Genomic DNA, 15,841 nt, shown 5'->3' with positions numbered 1-15,841 from the left:
ATAATTAATCAAAATAAGGTTTTTGGTTATAAAAAAACCTTATATTTTAGCCACTGATAAATTCATAATTCTGGGGAGCCCAATTATGCCGACCACAGGAACAAGCATGACATTAACACCCTTGTATGGCGCTTTGTTAGAAGTGTTTTCAAGTAGCAAACTGGTGTGTGATGAGCGAACGCCAAGAGAAAAAGTGCAGGAGGAATTACTACCATTAGCATGTGATTTTGGTGGTAAGGCTAATGATTTATACGATGGTATAAGTAATCTGGCAACCGGAAAAGATGGTTATATCACCCAAGGTGTCGATTTTGTTACGGCTATTATTTCCAAAATCAAAGAAAAAATTGTTTCTTATATTGATGTGTTAAAAATAGGCGAAGCATGCAGTGCTTTTTTAGATAGAATTTGTCAGGAAATATTTAATTTAATTCCTGAAGCGGTAAAAAAGGTCATTGGTGAAATTGCACCAGGTATTGGTGATCTCAAAACCGCTGCTGGAGAAGCTATAAAAGCCTTAGACAAAGTCTTTATTCGTATTAAGACGGAACGTTTGTCTGATCTAGCTAAATACCCAGTTGCCAGTGACGTTATTGAAAGAATTCGTTCAGAAATTGCAAGTGTAGCCATTGAATCAGGTGGCAGAGCCTTATTTAGTACAGTAAAAGGTGCTGCTGCTATCGCAACAGCGGGCGGTTCTGCTGCTGTTTCTGCTGTTGTTACGGCTGTGGTTGAGCTATTTCTATTCTTTAAAGGCATTATCGATAAAGAGAAAATGCGTGAGAAGTTCAGAATGTTTGTGCTTGACTGCAATAAAATGAAGCATAAAAATTTGGTAGATCAGACATTTAGAATATGGTTCAGAAAAGCCATCACAGATATGCCTGTTTTAGCCTCCTATGTGGTTTGTATGCCGTCTTTCGGCTCTCCTTATAATTTTATTAATTTGATTGAGGCGAAAAAAGCTAAACCCACTAGAGCCATGAAAATGGGGTATTCGATTAAAAAAGCGAAAGCTTGGGTAAGGCGCAAGAAGGTCGGCAATTTTAATGAGTACTGTCAGAAATCAACTTACAGTGCTTATCGTGATTTACAGTCTGAAGCGAAAGCATTTATCGCTGAAGGCATTCAAATCACCAGCAAAAAACCAGGTGCTATGCAGGCTTTAAATGCGGCGAGAGGGGAAACCAACTTTATCCCAGGCACAGACCAAGAAGCATTTGAAGCAGCGGTTAAGAAAATTAATCGTGAGAACTTAAAAAATGGGACAACCATTAAAAACTTTATGGGTGATCAAATCAAAGGGATTCCAGGCAAATTAGCTGGTGCTGTTGCTGAGGGCGTGGGTGATTTGTTAGTACCTGAATAGGCGTTTATCAAAGCTATTTGAGTTTCATCTCATTTTAGCCCCTTGTTGCGAGTTAAACCGTAACAAGGGGCTTTTTTATATTCTGAATTATGGTTCAATTTAGTCAGGTGGAGATGCTTTCAAGGTTCGCACCTTAGCTAAGTTAATGTTATCTTTATCATTATTGAACTGAATGTGACACGATATTTAAGGGAGTAAATATTTTGTATTACCGTATTTTCATTGCTATCACTGCAACTTTAGTGATGAACTCACTTGTTCAAGCTAAAACAATACGCCTTGTTACTCTCGAATACCCTCCTTATGAATATACTCAAGATGGCCAGCTTAAGGGGCTGGCTGTTGATGTTATTCGACGTACTTTTAAAGAGATGAATCAGCCAATAACCATTGAGGTGTTACCTTGGGCTAGGGCAATGCGTTATATCAAAGAGGGGAGTCGTGATGCAGTCTTTACTGCCTTTAAAACCCCTGAAAGAGAGCGCTTTGCAGATTTCTCAAATCAGGTTTTGATGCAACAGGCCGTGTCCTTATTTGTGAGAAGAGACTCTAAGATAGCATTTGATGGAGACCTTAGGGAATTAGATACCTATAGCTTAGGCGTAGTACGCAAGATAAGTTATGGCTTAAAACTTGATAATGCCATAAAAACTGACACCTTTAAGCGGGTTGAAGAAGCGAATGAAGGTACTCAAAACTTTGGGCTCTTATTGAAGAAGCGAGTAGATATGGTCGCTAGTACCAAGTACGGTGGCTATCACATCCTAAAAAAACTCGATAGGGAAAGTGATGTTAAAGAGCTTCCTATTAGTGTTCAAAACTTGCCAAGTTACATCGCCTTCTCTAAGGAGCGTAAACTTACTCAATTAAGAGATGAGTTTGATAAAACATTGGGCCGCTTAAAGCAAAGTGGCGAGTATCAAAAAATCATTGATGATTATTTCGCAAGGCAATTATAGAAGAAGCCTTTCTGTTTATCCTGAGTATCAAGGGCTTATGACTAAATTCTTACGCCTTAGTGCGTGAGGAAAAGTGCTTGAACTTATAACGAGATATGCACTTTGATTTTAGGTTCCCCATGTGAAAAGGCTAAGTCTTGTATTATGTTATCGAATCGATAGAATTGTGAACGCATTTAAGCTCATGGGTTGCTCGTTTATTTTAAGTAAACCCCCACCAATCCAATACGAATTTTTTTCCTATTTGATGTGACAAAAACATCTCAATCAACCTAAGCGAGTAGCTATGATTAATATAGAAAATACCGGTCTAATTATTGTCGATATTCAGGGTAACCTTGCTGAGCAGATGTATGAAAAGGAATCCTTGTTTAAGCAGACAAGCATTCTAATTCAGGGTGCAAAACTGCTTGATCTTCCTATTATTTGGGTTGAGCAAATACCAGAGAAACTAGGAGCTACTCATCCTGATATTGCAAAACACTTAACAGACGTTGCTTATGCTAAATCAAGCTTTAGTGCATTGGGTTCTGAAGAGATTAAAGAGGCAGTTTTAGAAACAAACAAGACGGATTGGATAGTTGCTGGAATTGAGTGTCATATTTGTGTGTATCAAACTGTTCGAGACCTGTTAGCAATGGATTTAAAGGTGCATCTAGCAACCGACTCGGTCAGCTCAAGAACCATGGAAAACAAACAACTTGGGATTAATGCAATGCAAGCGGCAGGAGCAAGATTAACTGGCTCTGAAATGGCTCTGTTTGAACTGCAGCAAAAGGCTGAAGGTAGCGTCTTTAAAGAACTAATTAAGTTAGTCAAATAACCAGTTTTTACTGACAGTAAATAAGATAAACCCGCCCCAGGCCAATGGAGAGCAGCCCAGGCTCTCCATTATTGATATTCCATCTGACATCTAGGTTTAATTTTATTCAAGAGAAAAGGCGATTTGACCCAGTTCTAAAGCTAATTCCAAGAATGAAACTAAGCGTAAATTTTCTGAAATTCCCTTATTAAAACTGGTTAATAGTTCACTTTTTTAATAGAGTTAATGGTGCTTGATCTTTTCGTTAGCCTAAGGAAGACCATGACTTAATTCGTCATATAAGCTCGCTACACTATTCTTGTTTTTGAATTACAAAAGGTAAGCAAGATGCATAGAAAGGGAATATTGCTATTTCTTATGTTTGCTCTATCAGCGAATACTTTGTTAGCAGATACGCTTAAAATTATTGGCATTCCAGGTGCACCTTATCGTTTTTACAATGAAGACAATAAGTTAACCGGTTTTGACATTGAAATTCTCGATGAAATTATGGGTAAACTGGATCTAGATTACCAAGTTGAACTTGTTAGTTCTTCAACCCGTTTGACCAAAATGTGGCAAGATTCAGATGTTGATATGGTATTTACCTTATCGAAAAAGCCTCAGCGATTTAACCTATTAACCTATGCTGAAGAGCCTCATATTAATCTCAATTGGAACTTCTTTATCCGTAAGGAAAGTATCGGGAAAATACATTACAACTCTTACACTGATTTAGCTGGTTTAAGAGTGGGGGCTACAAGTGGGTTTGCTTATACTCCTGGTTTTTGGAAAGCTGCCGAAGAGGGAGTATTTACCCTAGATACAGTAGTAAATAATAATCTTAATCTTAAGAAACTGGTACATGGGCGCTTTGATACCTATGCCAGCAATACCGTTGAAACCTTGTATAAAGCAAAATTAGAAGGTTATTCAGATGATATTGTCTATTTAGAAAAACCTTTAAAACAAAAGCCCTACTACAACACCTTTGTTAAAGCATCAGATTACAAAGGCTTAGAAAGGGTGATGAAGGGTTACAATCAAGAGCTTAAAGCGATGAAGCAGGATGGTCGCTATCAAGCTATTTACCAGTCATATTTCGGTCAGATTAGTGGCTTACAGTGATAACTAGTTCATATAAAAAACTTCTATACTTTGGACTTTTATTTAGCGCTTCTTTACCTGCACAAATATGGTTTCAAATCGGTCTTGGTAACACTGAACTTAGTTGCCCTGATCAAATTCATATTCAAGGTAATACTTATCAAATCAAAAATGAATGTTACGGAAAAGAAGCTTACGACTTTCTGTTAGAGAAGGGGCTGATAGCCTTATCAAAAGACAGTGTTGAGTTTAGAGAACGCAATATAACACAGCGTTCTTTTTTACAAGAGAAGTCTAAAACTATGACATTTCGCTTTAAAACATTATCAAGCGGTGAAGTCCAATTAGAACAAGGGCAAAGAGTTTTCTCCTTTATTCCTGTCGATCTTTGACTTCACAGAGAGCGTTTTATCTTAAATTTGGAAGTTTATGGATGTAGAAATACATTTCAAATACTCCTACATCCATGGCTAAATAAGCTACTAAGCGCTTTCAGTTTCAGCACTGATTTGCTCTAGTGCTTGTTTAAAGGTTGCAGCCGCTTGACCACCACTAATGGCATACTTGTCATTAATGATAAAGGTAGGGACTGAAGAAACACCTAACTCTCTATATTTTTGTTGCTCACTTCGCACAATGTCCGAGAAGTCGCTATTAGCAAGAAGTTGTTTGGCTTCGTTTAGAGGTAAACCTACCGACTCGACAATTCGTAATAACTCAGTCTCATCATTTAGGTAAACCTTGTCACTAAAATGTGCTTTAAAGAGTGCTAGTTTCAGCTCTGTTTGCTTGTTAAAGCCTTTTGCCCAAGTTAGGAGTCTGTGACAATCAAAGCTATTAATCATTATGCTGTTTTCATCAAAGTTAAAATCAAAACCAGCATCTTTACCAAGCTTAGTAAGATGAGCTCTGTTTTCTACACTTTGCTCCTTAGTTTGACCATACTTTTGCATTAGATGTTCTGATAAGTTTTGACCTTCAGTTGGCATGTCTGGGTTAAGCTCAAACGCTTGCCAGCTAATGTCGGCAGTTAATTTAGGCGATAGCTCTGATAATGCTTTTTCTAAATTTTTATAGCCCACAACACACCAAGGGCACATTACATCTGATACGATTTCGATTTTCAGTTGAGTCATTTTCTTTGCTCCAAAAATTTGCTTTTTGCTAATAGCCATTGAATAACCAATATTCTAACGCCAGAAAATGTTGAAGAATTAGATTTAAATATGAATTCTTGTATTACTAAGTGCATTTATATAGGCTTCTTGCTTATTTAGCGGAGCTAATTATGGCAACCCCAGCAAGACGAGATATCCAAATTGGTGCTCAAGTTAATATTGTTCAAAAGCAAGATCAGGGTAGTGGACAACTAACCCAAGGAAAGGTGCAAAACTTACTCACCAAATCTCCTAGTCACCCACATGGCATCAAGGTGCGTTTAGAGACTGGTGAGGTAGGTAGAGTTCAATCTCTTGTTTAAGAGATTAGGCTGGAAAGGTAGCCATTTCTCGCTTTAAAGAAGGTTTCTAATCTTTCTGGATAATCCATAGCGACAGCGGTTTGCACGGACGCTCTTTGTGATAAGGCATGTCGCCATGCACTTATTCTTGGAAGAACTTCAAAAAAGCTGCAATCGACATACTTCTCTAAGGTATTGAAATACCTAAAGATAGGGCTGTAAACTGCATCTATAACCTGAAATGTATCACCCGAAAAGAATGGGCCTTGGCTTAATTGCTTCTCTACCTGGGACAATTTGGTTTGAATACTCTGTAAGCTTTGCTCAAGCCCTGCCTTGTCTGTAGCGTTATACACACCAACAATATCGCCTAAAATACCTGAACCAAACTCTATCCAAGACCTGTGATGTGCTTTTTCGTAGGCATTGTCCGGATGCATACTGGATGTGTTGATTTCATCTAGGTATTCACAAATCACCTGAGACTCGAAAAGGCTGTTTTTGCCCTCAAGCATTAGTACTGGCACCTTACCTAAAGGGGATACTTTGGCGAACCAGTTAGGTTTGTTGGCAAGGTCAATATCTAACCTCTGGTAAGAGGTTCCTTGCTCCTTTAATATAATGACTGAGCGTTGTACGAAAGGGCATAAGACATGGCTTATCAAGGTGATTTCGGCATCGCTTACATCTAAGTTTTGCTTATTTAATTCTGCTAAATGCTGAGTCATATTCTTCTCTCCAACTAATGCGTTTTATTCTTGGATACTATTTTTGAGTGATATACCTTGAGTGGTATTATGTTTAATGCACCTTTGCATGAAAACTAGCAAAATATGCAAAACCAATTTGCGCATTTGCACAGAGACTTTGAGTAGTGAGATCGAATACTCTTAAGTTGTCTAACTTTAGGCAGGTGTAAGGCACATGTCTTAGCTTGAAAGTGTTAGTAAGTCTTTCACTCAAGCCCCGAACCAAGATGGAGTAGTATTAATGGATTGGAATGCATTTAAGGTATTTTTAGCGATTGCTAATACAGGGTCTTTATCTGCAGCAGCAAGGCGTTTATCTGTGAATCACTCAACTGTGTTTAGACGCTTAAATGCATTAGAGAAAGAAATGGGCGGTCGCTTGTTTGAGCGTTTTCAACATAGTTACCAACTAACTGGTTTGGGGGAAGAGGTTCTTGTCTTAGCGAAAACAATAGAAAGCGCTTTTGATGATATAGAACGCCATATAGCAGGTAAGGACTATCAACCTAAGGGAAAGGTAAGTATTACCGCACCTAATAATATTGCTTATCACTATTTACCTGGTTATTTAGCGAGTTTTAATCAGGCTTACCCTGATATTGACGTCGAGGTATTAGTTGGGAACCTTGACTTTGACTTGAATAAGCGAGAAGCCGATGTTGCGATTAGAGCTAATGCGCAACCTCCTGAAAACCTAGTCGGTAAGGTGGTTGCGAATATTCCCTGGAGTGTTTTTTGTGGCGTTAACTATCTTGATAGTAAAGGGGGAAATAAAGTCTCTCCTAGAACAATGCAAGAGATGAAAAATCATTCGATTATAGGTGCTAGTGAGTTCCTAAAAAAAGTAGCTCCTTTTCCATTGTTGGATAAAAGCTTTTCAGAGCAAATTTTTGTGCGTGCAAATGACTTAAATAGCATGTCTTATTTGGCGGAAGCAGGGCATGGATTAGCGATTCTACCTAATGACCAGGAGCGACAAGGTTTAATTAAGTTGTTTGAGGTTCAACCTCAAGTTACAAGCAAACTTTGGTTGTTAACGCATCCAGACTTAAGGAATCAGACGCGGATAAAATTACTAATTAAGCATTTAACCGATTGTTTTGAAAAAGAAAAACGCTTAATTTAACCTTGATTACTCATTTATAAAAGTGAAGGAGAAAGTTTGAGGTCTGTTATAAAGGTCACTCTTGTTACAGTGCTGGTATTAAACCTAGCTGCATGTGCTTTTGTACCTAAAGTTGAGCATAGCCAAACCTATGCAAAGAACTGTGAGATGTATACTAAAGAGTTGACCTTAGATGCTATTTCTTTAGGTGGATTGGATTGTGGTGGAAATACCAGTTGTGTTGCCGTTGCTGGCCTCATCCCGGTTACAACATTTTTAGTTTCTGGCAGTATCGTACTGGTAGGCAATACAGTTCATTGGCTTGAATACCAAGGCAGTTGTGATGAAGGATTAGTGCAGTCGGGGATAAATAAATTTATTCCAGAAGATGAAATTAAAACAGACGCTAAAACTCAAGCCGAAGAAAAACCTTTGATACTGTTAGATGACGTTTCTTTCGATCCACCTTTAGTCGATGAAACAAACGCTACTGCAGAAACATCTTCAGAATTAACAGAAGCCGAAGTAGAAGTAGAAGTAGAAGTAGAAGTAGAAATAGAAGAGCAAGAAAGCGAACCATAAGCTTGATTTATGATTGCCAGCTTTGGTTCAACATGTTAATTTAGCCGCGAAATTGCTTCGTATAATCCCAATGATATGGTTTGGGAGTTTCTACCAAGAGCCTTAAATTCTTGATTATGAAGTCTGTAACTTTATGGCCAATACCTTGCTTATTACTCAAGGGCTTGTGCGTTTGTATTAAAGATAGAGACTCATATGAATTATTTAGACCTGCCAAAAATTGATCTTCACTGTCATCTAGACGGAAGCGTTCGTCCCAGTACTATAATTGATCTTGCTAACAAGCAAGGCATTAGCTTACCTAGCCAAGATATCGAGCAAATCAATCAGCTCATGATAGCGCCAGAAACTTGCCCTAATTTGCCTGAATATCTTAAACGTTTTGAGTTGCCACTTTCTGTTATGCAAACAAGTGATGCCTTAGAGCGTATCTCGTATGAGCTATTTGAAGATGCCGCGAAAGAAAATGTTACTTATATGGAAGTGCGATTTGGCCCTCAGCTACACCAAGAAGCGGGTTTGAGCTTTGATGACATAATGGCCAGTGTTGTTGCAGGTATGAAGCGTGCTGAATCAGATTACAATATCAAAGGTAATTATATTCTATCCATACTCAGAACCTTACCTAAAGATAATATCAAAGCGGTTTTAGATGCAGGGGCAACTTATTTAAATAGTGGCATAGTAGCCTTTGATTTAGCTGGTGCTGAGCTAGAAGGTTTTTGTCATGAGTTTGTTGAGCATGCCGATTATGCTAAATCGCTTGGTTATCACATTACCATTCATGCGGGTGAGCAGGGTGTTGGCCAAAACGTTGAAGACGCCATACATTTATTAGGCGCAGAACGTATCGGACATGGCATAGATATAAAAGATCATGAAGTTGCTTATAAAAGTGTTAAACAGGGCGATATTGCCTTAGAAACTTGCCCTAGTAGTAATATTCAAACTAAAGCTGTAAAGAGTCTAGAAGAGCATCCAGTTCGTGATTTCTATCTAGATAAGCTTGCGGTGACTATCAATACGGATAACCGTACAGTATCTAATACCACTATGACCAAAGAGGTACAGAAGGTAATGGAGACATTTAATTTAACTGCAGAAGATTACCAGGGTATTTATCAGATAAGTGTCAATAAAAGCTTTGCAAGCAATGAAATAAAGCGCCATTTATTAGCTCACTTATTGCCTTAGTCAACTTTCATATTCTTTAAATGCTGCTTGAAAATAGCGCATTCAAAACAAGAATAGAACCAAATACAGCCTGGACACCTTGTCCAAGCTGTATTTATCCGATGATTTATTAACTTCTATTGAATTTCAAAAGTACGGCTTTTGCCTGAATAGCTGTTAATTGAGCCTGTCCAACCACTTTTCCAGTGGCCTTCGTGGCGAATACGGTATCTGCCTTTGTCCATATCACTTGCGATATTCCATTCTAATTGAGCGTATGAACAAGCAAGACAATCAGCATCCGTATCTCGTATCCAAACGAATAGGGTATCTTTGTCATTCTCGGTTAGAACCGTTTCCCAGCTACCATTGACTTCTTTTTGAACTTTGAAAAAAGCATCCATAGTTTTAAAGTTATTTTGAGGGTGTCCCGATCTAAATTTTACAGTGACGGTATCACCTTGTTTATAACTTGAGTTAGCGTCTTTTTCCGTTTCCCCAAAGGATTCCCAGAGTCGCTTATCATCATATACGACACCCAGCGCATAAATGACTTGTTCGTTTTCTCGATTCACGGGTGTTGGGCCTGCAGTCACTGGGCTATCGTTTACCATAGCAGTGGCTAAACCAGAATAAATCTGGCGGTAAGCGGCTAAGGTATCGGGACCATAAATGGTATGACCACCTTCATAGTATTGTTTATCAAATTCTTCATTTGTGGTGATATAGCCAGTATAGGCATTTGCCAAACCTGCCATAACAACATGTTCAACACCTTTCGCGGCAAGTATCGTTTCAAGGTCTGCTCTTAATCTGCGTCCAGACATGGTCGTCATTTCACCAGGTATACCTACCAAAGCTAACTTGCCAATTTGGAAGATCTGGAAGGGAAGGGTGTCAGAATATAAATGGAAGGACTCATTTAAGTCAGCATTTACAAAAGTTGGTTTAGGGTACTGGCATTCATGATGCTCATCTGAGCCTGTCGTAATGTTTGAAAAGGCATCTAATAAACCTAAAAGCGGGTAACCAGCCATCACATTACCTAACAAGGTATCATTTTCGTTCCAATAGGTACCTTCGTTATCCTGTGTCATACCTTCTAACACACCATCCATGTTGGTTGGGCCATCCCAAGCTGCACCTGCGACAAATGACCAACCAACCGTTCCTTCACATACAGTTTTATCGCCTTCACCTGTATATTGTGATGACACTTGATAACCCGGCATTTTTACATATTGAAAGCGGTAATCTAGGATGCCAGAAAGAGAGTCAGTCGTGTTTTCATATAGACTTAAAGCTTTATCGAACTGTTTAGTCGCGGATAATAAGACGTTTTCTTTAGTGGTTTGCATACAACCATCTTGTGCCCCACATACATTAGGAGACACATCGCCTTCTTCACTATTAGCAAAAGCCGCAACAAAGCCAGTATTAAAAGGAGGTTGAGAGCCCTTTAAGCTCTCAAATAACTGGCTTGCCATCTCTTTGTTATCGCCACTGATATAACGGTATGTTTGAGGAGCTGATACATTATGTACTGCAAACCAATCTATCATGCCAATTTCAGTACCATCATCTTGCACTAGTTTAAGCACTGTCATTGTATCATTTACATTAGAGTCATAATTTTTTGCATCCGGGTTAGCATCATAAATGCTAGGGTTACGGTTAATGCTAGCATCTGTCAGCTTGCCTTGCGCAAACTCGATATTACCTTGTGTTCTAGTATTAAAGGCTTTGACTATGGACTGATAAATTCCCTCAACAGCCGCTGCGTAATTGTCTTCGTCGTATCCTAAGGCGCTCAGGTTAAGCATGATGTTATGGTCATAGCCCCCAGGCCCTACATGGGTATGAGTGGCTGTCAGCATAATATTTTGCTCGTTTAGATAGGGTGAGAGGCTATCGTCAGCAGCAACTTTTGCCATGACCCCTTGATGGATACTTTGAGTAATGCTTTGTAGATCAGCGCTCACAAAGATAACAAAATTATCACCTGAAGCATTGCCAATCGTAAATGCACGTGACCAAAGTCGAGTAAAAATCCCTTGAGTAGTTTGGCCTGTATCACCATAGCCTACCATGCCACGATCAGCTGCTGGACCCGTAATGTCATATATACCACTACCTACCATCCAGTCACCTGCGTGGGCGAGGTTTGGTATAAGACTGGTAGTTAGCAGTAAGCTACTCATTGCGATAGGTTTAATGAGGGAAGGTATTCGATTCATAAAATTTCCAAAGGCATTCGCCATTTATTGTTATTAGAATTTGGAGAGAGCGTGTTAGCGCTTCCAGTTTTGACGCCATTTAATTGTTTTGATGTTTCTAAAAATCAATCAAATTAATGCTGGCTTTTGGAAAAGTACGGGACATGAATAGGCTTAGATATTACCTGACATTACAAAATTGTAATATCATATTGGTGGTGTTATTTGATTTGGTGATATTTGTTTTTTCTAGTTAGAAGTCTGTCTTTTTGTGGGTAAATGATAAAAAAGAGCTAATTTACAGATTGCTGGCAACTAAATGGCTTTTTAAGACTCTTAATTGACAGAATAGCTAATATTTATTAGCTAAATTTATTAGTTTATATAAGATCAATAGTCTACGGATAACTAAGGTCGATTATGTTTAATTCAATTTCTATTTCACGCTCATTGCAAATTACCTTTTTGGTTTTATTTTTGTCTATTGTTGCTTTGGGGGCTTATACCTCAGGTGCAATCAATCAAGTCAAAAACCAATTTACGAATGTCGTTGAAAGAAACATTACCTTGCTTTCAACTGTTTCTGATTTGCGTTATTACACAGTAACTTATAGACGTTTTGCACTGGACTACGGCTTGACTGAAGAAAAAGCCGAGCATATGAAAATTCTCCAAACCATAGCTGAAAATGAAGCTGCGGTAGACAATGCATTAAAAGACATGATGGGACTAGCAGTAGATCCTTATGTGCATGAATATGTCGAAGAATATAGAGATTTAATAACTAGCTATAAGAAGCAGCAAGAGAATTACATACGCTTAATGGATGAAGGTATGGTGATGGAAGCAAGAGAGTCCATGTTAGGACCTATGCTAGCGCCATTTAATGAAATAGTAGATCTTCTAAGTGATATGCAACTTTATATTGCTGACGATGCCTTTGAAATTCAGCAACAAGAAACGCAGAACCTAGATGATGCCACGAATGTCATATTAATCATTTCTGGTGTCGTGCTTATTTTAGTCTTAGTGCTAGCGAGAAGCATCATCCGTAAAGTGACTCAGCCTTTGAATGTGCTAAACAAACAAATGGAGCAAGTTGAAAAAGGCGATTTAAGCCAGCAGCTTGATCTTTCAATCTTTAAAGCGGATGAGTTAGGCCACGCAGCTCAAGCTTTTGTTGCCATGCAGAATGGCTTGATCAATTTGGTTGAAAGTCTTTGCATTAGTGTTGACCAATCAAAGCAAACTTCTATCGAGCTAACTGGTCAGGTGCAAACCACCTTGTCTGGTGTAAAACAACAGGACAATGAAATTTCTACCGTTGTTGTTTCTGTAGAGCAGATTCGCAATAGTGTCGTCGAAGTTGAAGATAATATTTCTCATGCTGCCAATAGGGCAAAAGAGTCTTATGAAGTTGCTACAAATAGCCAAAGCATAGTGCTAGAAAGTGTTGAAGAGTCCAATAGTATGGCCACTTCGATTGCTAAAGCCGCTGATGTTATTGAAGCTTTAAGACTGGATACAGAAAATATCACGAAAATCTCAGAAGTGATTATGTCTATTGCGGATCAAACTAACTTGTTAGCTTTAAATGCTGCAATCGAAGCGGCTAGAGCGGGTGAAGCAGGGCGTGGTTTTGCGGTAGTAGCTGATGAAGTAAGACAATTAGCGCAAAAGACCCAGTCTTCAATTGATGAGATCAACACAACGATTTCTTCCTTGCAGGGCCGTTCTTTAGAGGCGGTAAATACCATGACACTCAGTCGTGATCAGGTAAGTCGAGGTGTCGATAAGATTAACACTGTTGCTGAATCTATAAATGACATCATGCAAGCATGTGCAGAAATCTCAGATATGAATGGCACAATCTTAGGCGCAACTCAGCAGCAAAACCTAGCCATAGAAAATTTGTTTAATTCATTTACTGGGATCAAAGGAGCGTCTAAAGAAATCTCTGATAACGCGCATGCGATGGATCATAGCTCCCACAACTTGGATAAAAACAATAACCAACTTGGCGATGTGATGGCTTTCTTTAAACGACCTATTAAGGTGAATGAAGAAGAGTCAGATTAGGTTTATTGAGTAGAACTTTCTTAAGCTCGGTAACCCTTGGTTATCGAGCTTTTTTGTTGGTAATAAGCAATAGCAGGAGGCAAGATGAAATACTTAATTTTAACGGATATTTTTGGATTAACGCCTTGGACAGATTCACTAAAAAACAAACTTGAAGACCTAGGACATCAAGTTCTAGTGCTAGATCCATACCAAGGTGAGTACCTCAATCTTGCAGATGAAACCGCTGCTTATGCTGCATTCTGTGAAGCCTCAAGCCATGATGGCTATTATCAAAGCGCTTTGACCTTAGCCAAAGCACATTTACCCGATACTTTAATTGGCTTTAGTGCCGGTGCAAGTGCAGCTTGGCGCATTGCCAGCAACAAGGGGTTAAACTTCAAGAGCATACATTGCTTTTACCCGTCACAAATTCGTTATTACCATGATCTAAGCCCTAAATACCCTTGTCAGCTTATCCTGCCTAACTATGAAGGAAGCTTTGATGTGGCCGCAATGGGAGAGTATTTACAAGGTAGAACCAATCTTGAGATAGAGATGAGTCAGTATGGACATGGCTTTATGAACCCATTATCCGCTCATTATAATGAAAAGGCGGAGGCGTTAGCTTTGAGGCTGCTACTTTCTATAGCTTCACTCCAATAAAAAATTATTTTTCATGTGTTATTACTTTCACTCTTAGGTATCTAATTATTAGTTGCGGTTTCTTTACTCCACTTTTAAGCCGAGTTTGATAGCAAACTTGGCTTACTCTTTTCCAAATATTGAATGCTAATTCGATATCTTTTACTCCTTCCAAAATTAAAAATGACAGATCTTGTGAATTTTTAAGAGATTATGGCGAAAATCAAAAAATTACATTAAACTTGTTTTTTGTTACATATAGTTACTTAAGTTAATGAAAGTTCAAAATGTGAGGGTGTATGAATATTCAAATGACACTTATCAGGAAGATAATTTATATAACAACGACTTGTGTAAAATTCCTGCTGTTGATTTTGAGTGTTTCATTTGGGTCTGTTTATGCCAATCAGCTCAAATTTGATCCGAGTGAAAAGGTTCATGGTTTGTGGCAAGTATCTGGTACAAAATACTGTGTTTATGATTGTGGCACCTCTCACCCTGACTACGACCCCGGTATTGGTCGCATTTTAAGCTTTAACTCAAGTTATGCAGACAACGGCGAAGATAACTGTACAGATGTAAACTATTTGGTTCGCTATATAGACAGAGACGCTTGGAAAATTGAAGACATTGCCAGTGGCGAAATCATCAAACTCGCTGAAAAACATATTCCAACTGTGACCCTGCATTGCGGAGTGCGAAATAAAAGGTGGGATAAGTTTGGGACTTGGATTACTTTTTTAGACAATAATACTATCCTTTTAAGTTATAAGGGATATGCGATACAGGCAAAGCGTATTTAGTACTGACAGAATGTTTTATACGGAATTAAGTAAAAATGGGTTATAGCCATCTGCAAAAATTAGGGTTTGGCATGGTGCTCGCGCTGCTGACTTTCAATACCTTGGTTGCTCAAGATATTGACGAATTAAAAGTTGAAGTGCTAGCTAAAACAACACAAAGCTGGAACCAAGATACTCTTCCAGCCTACGGAGAAGGACAACCTGAAGTGACAATTCTACGTATTATTATTCCTGCAGGAATGCAATTACCTTTACATAAACACCCAGTAATTAATGCAGGGGTTTTGCTAAAAGGCGAACTAACCGTCATTACAGAGGGCAAAGATAAACTCTATATGAAAGCGGGTGACTCTATTGTCGAGCTAGTAAACAAATGGCATTACGGTAAAAATGAAGGTAAAGAGGCAGCAGAAATTATTGTGTTTTATGCTGGCAATAAAGATAAGGCTATTACCTTAACTCACTGATGCTTTACTCAAAAAACTGTCTAGTCTGACAAATTTTAATGCAGCTACTGACTTGTATGCTTTCTTTGTTTTTATGATAACTCCTTTGTTTTGCTGAAAGTCCCTTTGTTTTTTTGATAGTCCCTTTGCTTATCTGATAGCTACATAGTCTCTTCTATGGTTGGAAATGCTCATTTTTTATTTCAATACTATTTATCTAAGTAAGTCCTTTCTTAAGTATTGATTCTTTTAATAATGTCCCCATAAATCTAGGGAGCCTGCGAATAAGTCCACCCGCCTCAGCGTGTGGATAAAAGCCGCTAGATTTATGGCGAGGAGCGTAACTTAATAGTTATTCTATTGATAAG

General features: G+C 38.6%; 16 protein-coding genes and 1 riboswitch. Of the genes, 13 read left to right on the top strand and 3 right to left on the bottom strand.

The window, feature by feature from the left end; translation table 11 throughout:
• Window positions 1-85: 85 nt before the first annotated feature.
• The 5 genes from TW85_RS17255 (at window position 86) to TW85_RS17235 (ending at window position 4,629) form a co-directional block, all read left to right on the top strand.
• Window positions 86-1,369 carry a hypothetical protein gene (locus TW85_RS17255; RefSeq protein ID WP_157196973.1) on the top strand — a complete coding sequence of 428 codons (1,284 nt, stop codon included), beginning with the start codon at window positions 86-88 and terminating at the stop codon, window positions 1,367-1,369.
• 203 nt (window positions 1,370-1,572) lie between these two features.
• Window positions 1,573-2,328 (top strand): transporter substrate-binding domain-containing protein, encoded by a 756-nt coding sequence (locus TW85_RS17250; RefSeq protein WP_084616405.1) that lies wholly within the window; start codon window positions 1,573-1,575, stop codon window positions 2,326-2,328.
• Window positions 2,329-2,614: 286 nt separating this feature from the next.
• Window positions 2,615-3,151 carry an isochorismatase family protein gene (locus TW85_RS17245; protein WP_046018383.1) on the top strand — a complete coding sequence of 179 codons (537 nt, stop codon included), beginning with the start codon at window positions 2,615-2,617 and terminating at the stop codon, window positions 3,149-3,151.
• A 327-nt stretch (window positions 3,152-3,478) separates the two neighbouring features.
• Window positions 3,479-4,258, top strand: a complete 780-nt coding sequence (locus TW85_RS17240; RefSeq protein ID WP_046018382.1) for an ABC transporter substrate-binding protein — start codon at window positions 3,479-3,481, stop codon at window positions 4,256-4,258.
• Entirely contained in the window at window positions 4,255-4,629 is a 375-nt protein-coding gene (locus TW85_RS17235) for a hypothetical protein (RefSeq protein WP_046018381.1), read from the top strand. The genes TW85_RS17240 and TW85_RS17235 overlap by 4 nt, the downstream gene beginning before the upstream one ends.
• A 90-nt stretch (window positions 4,630-4,719) precedes the next feature.
• On the opposite strand, the gene TW85_RS17230 is transcribed toward TW85_RS17235, so the two are convergent.
• Window positions 4,720-5,373, bottom strand: a complete 654-nt coding sequence (locus TW85_RS17230; RefSeq protein WP_046018452.1) for a DsbA family oxidoreductase — start codon at window positions 5,371-5,373, stop codon at window positions 4,720-4,722.
• Window positions 5,374-5,525: 152 nt separating this feature from the next.
• On the opposite strand from TW85_RS17230, the gene TW85_RS17225 reads away from it, so the two are divergent.
• Window positions 5,526-5,717: a YwbE family protein gene (locus tag TW85_RS17225; protein WP_046018380.1), complete on the top strand. Its 192-nt coding sequence runs from the start codon at window positions 5,526-5,528 to the stop codon at window positions 5,715-5,717.
• On the opposite strand, the gene TW85_RS17220 is transcribed toward TW85_RS17225, so the two are convergent.
• Window positions 5,714-6,424, bottom strand: a complete 711-nt coding sequence (locus TW85_RS17220) for a glutathione S-transferase family protein (protein WP_046018379.1) — start codon at window positions 6,422-6,424, stop codon at window positions 5,714-5,716. The two genes, TW85_RS17225 and TW85_RS17220, sit on opposite strands and share 4 nt — an antisense overlap.
• Before the next feature lie 262 nt (window positions 6,425-6,686).
• Here TW85_RS17220 and TW85_RS17215 point away from each other — a divergent pair, with 262 nt between their 5' ends.
• From TW85_RS17215 to add, 3 genes are all read left to right on the top strand, one after another.
• Window positions 6,687-7,571, top strand: a complete 885-nt coding sequence (locus TW85_RS17215; RefSeq protein ID WP_046018378.1) for a LysR family transcriptional regulator — start codon at window positions 6,687-6,689, stop codon at window positions 7,569-7,571.
• A 36-nt stretch (window positions 7,572-7,607) separates the two neighbouring features.
• Window positions 7,608-8,132, top strand: coding sequence for a hypothetical protein (locus TW85_RS17210; RefSeq protein WP_046018377.1), 525 nt, complete (start codon window positions 7,608-7,610; stop codon window positions 8,130-8,132).
• A gap of 37 nt (window positions 8,133-8,169) precedes the next feature.
• Window positions 8,170-8,269: riboswitch (purine riboswitch) on the top strand.
• Window positions 8,270-8,327: 58 nt separating this feature from the next.
• Window positions 8,328-9,326, top strand: coding sequence for an adenosine deaminase (gene add / locus TW85_RS17205; protein WP_046018376.1), 999 nt, complete (start codon window positions 8,328-8,330; stop codon window positions 9,324-9,326).
• 116 nt (window positions 9,327-9,442) lie between these two features.
• Here the strand turns inward: add and TW85_RS17200 are convergent, their stop codons facing one another.
• A complete protein-coding gene (locus TW85_RS17200) occupies window positions 9,443-11,542 on the bottom strand; it encodes a neutral/alkaline non-lysosomal ceramidase N-terminal domain-containing protein (RefSeq protein ID WP_238326243.1) in 2,100 nt (699 codons plus the stop codon).
• Between the two features lie 399 nt (window positions 11,543-11,941).
• Between TW85_RS17200 and TW85_RS25620 the strand changes: the two genes are divergently transcribed.
• The 4 genes from TW85_RS25620 (at window position 11,942) to TW85_RS17180 (ending at window position 15,494) form a co-directional block, all read left to right on the top strand.
• The gene (locus TW85_RS25620) at window positions 11,942-13,600 is read left to right on the top strand and encodes a methyl-accepting chemotaxis protein (RefSeq protein WP_052702268.1); all 1,659 of its coding nucleotides are present in this window, start codon (window positions 11,942-11,944) and stop codon (window positions 13,598-13,600) included.
• 84 nt (window positions 13,601-13,684) lie between these two features.
• Window positions 13,685-14,245, top strand: coding sequence for a dienelactone hydrolase family protein (locus tag TW85_RS17190; RefSeq protein WP_046018374.1), 561 nt, complete (start codon window positions 13,685-13,687; stop codon window positions 14,243-14,245).
• Window positions 14,246-14,598: 353 nt separating this feature from the next.
• On the top strand, window positions 14,599-15,027 hold the full coding sequence (locus TW85_RS17185) for a hypothetical protein (protein WP_157196972.1): 429 nt from the start codon (window positions 14,599-14,601) through the stop codon (window positions 15,025-15,027).
• Between the two features lie 35 nt (window positions 15,028-15,062).
• Window positions 15,063-15,494: a cupin domain-containing protein gene (locus TW85_RS17180; RefSeq protein ID WP_231871587.1), complete on the top strand. Its 432-nt coding sequence runs from the start codon at window positions 15,063-15,065 to the stop codon at window positions 15,492-15,494.
• Window positions 15,495-15,841: the final 347 nt, after the last annotated feature.

Origin of the sequence: Marinomonas sp. S3726, from assembly GCF_000967665.1 — a bacterium.
Classification (GTDB): Bacteria; Pseudomonadota; Gammaproteobacteria; order Pseudomonadales; family Marinomonadaceae; genus Marinomonas.
The sequence above is the reverse complement of the archived record's forward strand: the minus strand, read 5'-3'. Positions and strand labels throughout refer to the sequence as shown.

What these genes read in the sequence shown, in the direction of transcription:
- TW85_RS17255 (WP_157196973.1), top strand. Translation starts at nt 86, where the DNA reads ATGCCGACCACAGGAACAAGCATGACATTAACACCCTTGTATGGCGCT.
- TW85_RS17245 (WP_046018383.1), top strand. Translation starts at nt 2,615, where the DNA reads ATGATTAATATAGAAAATACCGGTCTAATTATTGTCGATATTCAGGGT.
- TW85_RS17240 (WP_046018382.1), top strand. Translation starts at nt 3,479, where the DNA reads ATGCATAGAAAGGGAATATTGCTATTTCTTATGTTTGCTCTATCAGCG.
- TW85_RS17230 (WP_046018452.1), bottom strand. Translation starts at nt 5,373, where the DNA reads ATGACTCAACTGAAAATCGAAATCGTATCAGATGTAATGTGCCCTTGG.
- TW85_RS17225 (WP_046018380.1), top strand. Translation starts at nt 5,526, where the DNA reads ATGGCAACCCCAGCAAGACGAGATATCCAAATTGGTGCTCAAGTTAAT.
- TW85_RS17220 (WP_046018379.1), bottom strand. Translation starts at nt 6,424, where the DNA reads ATGACTCAGCATTTAGCAGAATTAAATAAGCAAAACTTAGATGTAAGC.
- TW85_RS17215 (WP_046018378.1), top strand. Translation starts at nt 6,687, where the DNA reads ATGGATTGGAATGCATTTAAGGTATTTTTAGCGATTGCTAATACAGGG.
- add (WP_046018376.1), top strand. Translation starts at nt 8,328, where the DNA reads ATGAATTATTTAGACCTGCCAAAAATTGATCTTCACTGTCATCTAGAC.
- TW85_RS17200 (WP_238326243.1), bottom strand. Translation starts at nt 11,542, where the DNA reads ATGAATCGAATACCTTCCCTCATTAAACCTATCGCAATGAGTAGCTTA.
- TW85_RS25620 (WP_052702268.1), top strand. Translation starts at nt 11,942, where the DNA reads ATGTTTAATTCAATTTCTATTTCACGCTCATTGCAAATTACCTTTTTG.
- TW85_RS17190 (WP_046018374.1), top strand. Translation starts at nt 13,685, where the DNA reads ATGAAATACTTAATTTTAACGGATATTTTTGGATTAACGCCTTGGACA.
- TW85_RS17180 (WP_231871587.1), top strand. Translation starts at nt 15,063, where the DNA reads ATGGGTTATAGCCATCTGCAAAAATTAGGGTTTGGCATGGTGCTCGCG.